5 protein-coding genes are annotated in these 6,638 nt (G+C 74.4%); 2 read left to right on the top strand and 3 right to left on the bottom strand.

Features of this window, described 5'->3' with window-relative positions:
* Positions 1 to 15: 15 nt before the first annotated feature.
* Positions 16 to 1,827, bottom strand: coding sequence for a phosphatidylglycerol lysyltransferase domain-containing protein (locus tag AQJ30_RS31610; RefSeq protein WP_067240764.1), 1,812 nt, complete (start codon positions 1,825 to 1,827; stop codon positions 16 to 18).
* Between the two features lie 223 nt (positions 1,828 to 2,050).
* Here AQJ30_RS31610 and AQJ30_RS31605 point away from each other — a divergent pair, with 223 nt between their 5' ends.
* Both AQJ30_RS31605 and AQJ30_RS31600 read left to right on the top strand, forming a co-directional pair.
* Positions 2,051 to 3,166 carry an alpha/beta hydrolase gene (locus AQJ30_RS31605; RefSeq protein ID WP_067240762.1) on the top strand — a complete coding sequence of 372 codons (1,116 nt, stop codon included), beginning with the start codon at positions 2,051 to 2,053 and terminating at the stop codon, positions 3,164 to 3,166.
* Positions 3,167 to 3,304: 138 nt separating this feature from the next.
* Positions 3,305 to 4,747 (top strand): hypothetical protein, encoded by a 1,443-nt coding sequence (locus tag AQJ30_RS31600; RefSeq protein WP_067240760.1) that lies wholly within the window; start codon positions 3,305 to 3,307, stop codon positions 4,745 to 4,747.
* Between the two features lie 24 nt (positions 4,748 to 4,771).
* Here AQJ30_RS31600 and AQJ30_RS31595 read toward each other — a convergent pair whose 3' ends face one another.
* The gene (locus tag AQJ30_RS31595) at positions 4,772 to 6,106 is read right to left on the bottom strand and encodes a PH domain-containing protein (RefSeq protein ID WP_067240758.1); all 1,335 of its coding nucleotides are present in this window, start codon (positions 6,104 to 6,106) and stop codon (positions 4,772 to 4,774) included.
* On the bottom strand, positions 6,103 to 6,615 hold the full coding sequence (locus AQJ30_RS31590; RefSeq protein ID WP_067240755.1) for a PH domain-containing protein: 513 nt from the start codon (positions 6,613 to 6,615) through the stop codon (positions 6,103 to 6,105). Before AQJ30_RS31590 ends, AQJ30_RS31595 begins: the two co-directional genes overlap by 4 nt.
* Between the last annotated feature and the right edge of the window lie 23 nt (positions 6,616 to 6,638).

Below are 6,638 nucleotides of genomic sequence, written 5' to 3'. Positions count from 1 at the left end.
TGGTCCCCGTGGGGTCTACGCGGCGCGCGCGTCGTGCTCGGTGAGGGCGTGGGCGCACGGGCGCGGGGCGGGCCGGTGCCGGCGCAGGAAGCGGGGCAGCGGCAGGGCGAGGGTGACGAAGCCCTCCGCCTGCATGGCGGCGAAGCCGATGCGGGGCAGGTCGGCGGAGGCGCGGTAGACGACGAAGCGGGGCTCCCAGCGCGGCTGGAACTTGGCGTTGAACTTGTACAGCGACTCGATCTGGAACCAGCGCGACAGGAAGACGAGCAGTCCCCGCCAGGCGCGCAGCACCGGGCCCGCGCCGATCTTCTCGCCGCGGGCCAGGGCCGAGCGGAACATGGCGAAGTTCAGCGACACGCGCGTGATGCCGAACCGGGGCGCGGCCTGGAGGGCGGCCACGATCAGCAGTTCGTTCATACCCGGGTCGGCGGCGCGGTCGCGGCGCATCAGGTCCAGCGAGGCGCCGTCGGTGCCCCAGGGCACGAAGTGCAGGATCGCCTTCAGGTCGCCGTAGGGGCCGGGCTCCGGGTCGGACTTGTGGGCGGTGGCGATGAGGCAGTCGCCGTCGGCCAGGTCGCCGATGCGGCCCAGCGCCATGGAGAAACCGCGCTCGGTGTCGGTGCCGCGCCAGTCCTCGGCGGCCTGCCGGATGCGCTCCAGCTCCGCCTCGCCGAGGTCACGGACACGTCGGACCCGGGTTTCGTAACCGGCGCGCTCGATGCGCTTGACCATCTGGCGCACGTTGCGCATCGCGCGGCCGGCGAGCGAGAAATCCGCGACGTCCACCACCGCCTCGTCGCCCAGCTCGAGGGCGTCGAGACCGGTCTCACGGGTCCACACCTCGCCGCCCGTCTCCGAGCAGCCCATGACGGCGGGCGTCCAGGAGTGCGCCCGGGCCTCGTCCATGAACCGCTCGATGGCGCCCGGCCAGGCCTCGACGTCGCCGATGGGGTCACCACTGGCGAGCATCACGCCCGAGACGACGCGGTACGTCACGGCGGCCTTGCCGCTGGGGGAGAACACGACGGCCTTGTCGCGGCGCAGCGCGAAGTGGCCGAGGGAGTCGCGCCGGCCGTGCTTGTCCAGCAGGGCCCGCAGGCGCGCCTCGTCCTCCTCGGTGAGCCGCGCGGCCGGGTGCTCGGGCCGGAACGCGAGGTAGATGGTGGTGACGGCGGTGATCAGGCCCAGCGCGCCCAGGGAGAAGGCGACCGTCCAGGAGGTGTCGCCCTGGTAGTCGACCGGGCCCTCGAAGCCGAACAGGCCGTACAGGACGTGCGTCAGGCGGTCGGCGAGGCTCGGGTCGCCGACCACGCGGTTCGGGTGGACGCTGACGATGACCAGCCCGAGGACGAGGGAACCGGCGCCCATCAGGACGAAGTTGGCGAGCGCGCGCCAGCGGCTGCGCGGGTCGGGCAGCGCCGCGAACTGGTCGCGGTGGCGCAGCAGCGGCACCAGCAGCGCCGCGGAGAGCAGCGCGCCCAGCAGCGAGTGGCGGTAGGAGAACTGGGCGATGGCGCCCGCCGGCAGCAGCGCCACGGCCGCCCGCCAGGCCCGCCGCTTGCCCCGCTTGAGCCCGTGCGCGAGCAGCAGCAGGAGCATCCCGGCGCTGAGCGAGAGCGCGGCGGCGAACGGCCCGAACGCCCCGGGCAGCACCTCGGCGAGGGTGTGCATGCGGCTGTGCCGGAACCGCGGGAACACGCCGGCGGCGACGTCCAGCAGGCCCACGAGCGCGCAGGCCCGGCCGACGAGCACGGGAACGGATTCGGGGCGCGGACCCCGGAGCATGCTCCGCACCCGGCTTGATCGGCGCGGAACCCCGCCCGACATTTCCCCATCTAGCCTGACAGACATCGCTTCCCACAGTGTTCGCGAGAGACCTGGATTCCGGAGCCGATCGGGCATCCGGCGACATTGCGCCCTCTAGGACGGTGTCTCGGGGAGAGAGGTTCACTCGTCTCCTCAAAGCCACTCCAAAGCCCACGGAAAGTCCGGGGCAAGCGTGCCCGACTTCGCGGGTGCGCGGACCGAAAGCGCAGGTGCCAGAACCCCCATGGGTCTCACGAGCACAACGGTTCTGCTGGTGGCGGTGGTGTCCGCCGCCACGCTCTTCGTCGGTACGGTCTGGCTGTGGCCGCGGCTGGCACGGCGTGGCTGGCGGGCCGTCGGCGGGCGGGTCGGACTGCTGCTGGGCACCCAGCTGATGCTGTTCGCCTCCGTCGGCCTGGCCGCGAACCAGGCCTTCGGCTTCTACGCGAGCTGGGCCGACCTGTTCGGCCGGGAGACCGACCAGGGCGTGGTGGTCGACCACACCGGCGGCTCGGGCGGTCCGCTGGAGGTGCTGGGCACGCGCCGGGTCGACGGGCCGGGCGGCGGCCGGCCGCAACAGGGCGGGCAGATCCAGAAGGTGGCGCTGACCGGCCGTACGTCGCACATCGCCACGCCCGCGTACGTGTACCTGCCGCCGGAGTACTTCCAGCCGCAGTACCGCACGCGCGTGTTCCCCGCCGCGGTCGTCCTGACGGGGTATCCGGGCACGGCGGAGGCGCTGTTCGAGAAGCTGCACTACCCGCGCACCGCGCGGGACCTCGCCAAGAACGGCCGGACGCAGCCGATGATCCTGGTGATGATGCGGCCGACGGTGGCGCCACCGCGCGACACCGAGTGCGTGGACGTCCCGGGCGGGCCGCAGACGGAGACCTTCTTCGCCAAGGACCTGCCCGAGGCGATGCGCGCGCACTACCGGGTGGGCCGCGTACCGGGCGGCTGGGGCGTCATCGGCGACTCCACGGGCGGCTACTGCGCGCTCAAGCTGGCCCTGCACCACCCGGGCGTCTACGCGGCGGGCGTCGGCCTGTCGGCGTACTACAAGGCGCCCCTCGACCCGACCACGGGCGACCTCTTCCGCGGCGACGCGACGCTGCGCAACGAGGCGGACCTGCGCTGGTTCGTGACGCACCGGCCCGCCGCGGACACCTCGCTGCTCGTCACGACCAGCAAGGTCGGGGAATCCAACTACAAGGCGACGCTGAAGTTCATCGACGAGGTCAAGGCCACCGGCAAGACCCGGATCTCCTCCATCGTCCTGGACAGCGGCGGGCACAACTTCAACACCTGGCGGCGGGAGATCCCGGCGGCCCTGCAGTGGCTCAGCGGGCGGCTCGGTTGAAATGATCTTGATCCTCGCCGAATTCGGCACGCATTCGGCGAGGACGGTGATTTCTGATGCCCCGTGAAGGCCACGGAACGGCAGCGTTTTTACGGGGCGGGGCGCCAACATTCGCCTACGCGCGGTAAGTTTCTGGCCATGCCACGTGGACGTCACCGCCATTCCCCACCTCTGCACAGGCTGTTGCCCCCCTCGGCGATCGCCGGCGTCTCCCTCGTCTGCGCGCTGGGCCCCTGGGTCTTCACCGAGGCCGTGGTGCTGCGCGTGCTGGCCGCCGCTGCGGCCGCCACGGCGATCACCGGCGCGTTCGTCATGCGCCGCTGGGACATCCAGGCCGGCAAGCAGGTCGCCGACCTCACGCGCGCGCGGGTGAGCGACGAGTGGCGGTTCGAGGAACGGGTCGCGGAACTGGAGTCCGACCTCGAGGAGTCGCGCGAACTGCGCAAGAAGCTGGAGCAGCGGCTGCGGGCCAAGCGCTCCGAACTCGCGGGGCTGCGCAACGAACACGCGGCCCTGCTGCGGCGGTACGCGACGGCGGAGACCGAGCGGGCGAGCGCCCTGGAGGGCCGCCGCCTGCTGGAGATCGAGACCACCGTCCCCGTGGCGCGCGAACTCACCGCCGGGCCGGGGAAGTCCGCGGCGGCGGAGAGCGAGACCGATCGGGCGGACTCCGCCGACGCCTCGAAGGACGAGCCGGTCGAGGCGACCGACGCGGCGGACGGCACTGCGGAGGTGCCCGAGACGCCGGGGGCCTTCTCCCCCGAGGGCTCCCAGCTGTTCCTGCGGGCCGGCGCGGCGCTGAGCCGCCTGGACACCGAGAGCGGCGAGGACGCAGGGAACGAGGCCGGCGGGGAGTCCGCCGCCGACGGCGGCGACGGCGAGCCGGTGGACGCCCAGGCGGCTGCGGAAGCGCCCGCGCCCGCCCAGGAGGACGACGACCCGCAGGGGAAGCCCGAGGCGGCCGACGAGCTCGCGCGCGCGGCCGCCACGGACACCCCCGACGCCCCCGACGTCACGGACACCGACGACGCGACCGCGGACGTGGACGTGGACGTGGATGACGTGGACGCGCCGCGCCGGACCGTCACGGACGTAGATGACGGCGTGAACGGCGAGGACGGCGAGGACGGCGGGGACGACGACCCCTCCGCCCAGCCGGTCGCCCGCGAGACCGAGGACGAGCCCCGGGCCGCGCGCCCCGCGGAGACCCCGGCGCCCTCCGCCGCCGTCGTGCCGCGTCCCGCGGCCCCCGCGCAGCGGCCCGCCGGTCACTTCACCGTGCCGACCGCCGTGGCCGTCGTACCGGCGTCGCAGCCCGTGCGGCGTCCCGCGTCCGAGGGCGGGTTCGACTTCTTCGGTACGCACAAGTCGTCGGCGTCGGCCGCGATGGAGGCCGTGCAGAACGAGGACCTCGCCGACGTCGTCGGGCAGGAGGCGCTCGCGCTGCACAAGGCGGAGGCCGAGGCCGACTTCAAGCCGGCCGACGAGGACACGCGCGGGGTCGGTCAGGTGATCGACCTGACGGCGCACGACGAGACCGAGCAGATCGACCTGCAGGGACTGCGCAGCGCCGCGTCCTGAGTGCTGCCGGGTCCCGAGGGGGCCTCAGGCCATCCAGCGGTCGGGCCGGGCGCTCCTGCGCCCGGTCCGCGACCGTTCCGCCTGACCGCGCAGCAGGTCCGCGGCCTCCTGCGCGTCCCGCAGCCGGGCCGTGACGGTCTTCCCGGCCCCCGTGTCCACGTGCACCGCCGCGAGCCGCCACAGCCGCAGCCAGGGCCCCTGGGTGAGCCGTACGCTCTGCACCTTCGCGTGCGGCACCAGGGCCAGGTCGCGCCGCAGCAGCCCGTGCCGGGCCGCGAACACCGCGTCCGTGACCGCGATCCCGTACCCGCGCCACCACAGCGGCAGGCACCGCCCGGCCCGCCGTGGCGGGCGCGACAGCGCGGCGCCGGCCGGGACGGTCACCCCGGGCAGCACGCGCGCGATGACGGCCTCCGCCGCCGCGCGCGGGGCGACGGGGACCAGCACGGAGTTGTCGGAGCCGGCCACGTCCAGCTCGACCCGCACCCAGTCGCGCCGCCGCCACAGCACCGGCTGCACGATCCGGACCGTCTGCACCCGGCCCGGGGGCACCGTCTCGTGGGTGCGGTCCAGCAGCCCGTGGTCCAGGCGCAGTCCGTCCGGCGAGTCGCCGACCGTCCAGTCGTACTCGGCGACGAACCGGCCCGCGCTGCGCGCACCCGCCGCGCCCAGCAGCGGCAGGCCCGTGGCGAGCACCGTCCACACGCTGTGGGTGACCAGCCACAGCACCGGCGGGACGACCAGCGCGGCGGCCAGCGCGCCCCAGGTGGCGCCCCGCAGCGCCAGGGACACCGCGAGCGCGCGCGGTGGCACGCGCAGCAGCTCGTGCGCTGGCGCCTCCCCGACCTCCCGCGCCGCGTCGGGCGCGAACCCGGCCGCCCGCGCGAGGAGTTCGGCGCGCAGGACGCGCGCCTCGTCCTGGCCGAGGAACGCCAGCTCGTCCTTCTTGTCCGCGCCCACGACATCCAGCCGCAGCTTGGCCACGCCCGCCACGCGCGCGAGGAGCGGCTGGGTGACGTCGACCGCCTGGATGCGCTCCAGCCGGATGTGCGCGGTGCGCCGGAACACCAGGCCGGTGCGGATGCGCAGTTCGCCGTCCGTCACCGAGAAGTACGTGAACCACCAGCTGAGGAAGCCGTACAGGGAGGCCGCCGGGACGATGACCGCGAGCGCGAGCAGCAGCGTCGTCGTGGTCAGCCGGGTCAGCTGCTGCTGCGCCTGGTTCGGGTCGTGCGCCGCCCAGCCGACGAGCACCGCCACCGGCGCCCACGCCCGCCGGAACGGCGTCACCGGGTGCAGCCGCCGCTCGCCCACCGGTTCCCGCACGCGTACGGCGTCGTCGACGCCCTCCGCGGTCACAGGCCCGCCGATCGGGCCTCGCCCAGCTCGGTCAGCCGGTCGCGCAGCCGCTCCGCCTCGGCCGGGTGCAGTCCCGGGATGGCCGCGTCGGTCGCCGCGGCCGCCGTGTGCAGCTGCACGCTGGCCAGCCCGAAGTGCCGTTCGACCGGACCGGAGGTGACCTCCACCAACTGCATGCGCCCGTAGGGCACCACGGTCTCCTCGCGCCAGAGCACGCCGCGGCTGATCAGCAGGTCGTCGGCGCGCTCGGCGTACCGCCAGGAGCGCCAGTTGCGCCCGACCAGCACCCAGCCCCAGGCCAGCGCGGCCAGCGGCAACAGCGCGAACGCCGCCCACGCGGGGCCGGCGCACAGCCCCGGTACCAGCCCCGCGGCGAGGGCGGCCGGCACCAGCCACACCGCCAGCAGCAGCCGGCGCATCCGCAGCAGTCCCGGCGGCAGACCGGTCCACGCCGGTCCGTCCCCCACCGCGTCCTCGGTGTCCACGTCCCGTGGGCTCCCCGTCTCCATGCGGCCAGCGTACGTAGGGGAGA

It is taken from the genome of Streptomyces longwoodensis (genome assembly GCF_001514125.1).
Taxonomy (GTDB): Bacteria; Actinomycetota; Actinomycetes; order Streptomycetales; family Streptomycetaceae; genus Streptomyces; species Streptomyces longwoodensis.
Note: the sequence above shows the minus strand (reverse complement) of the source record. Positions and strands in the feature narration are given on the sequence as shown.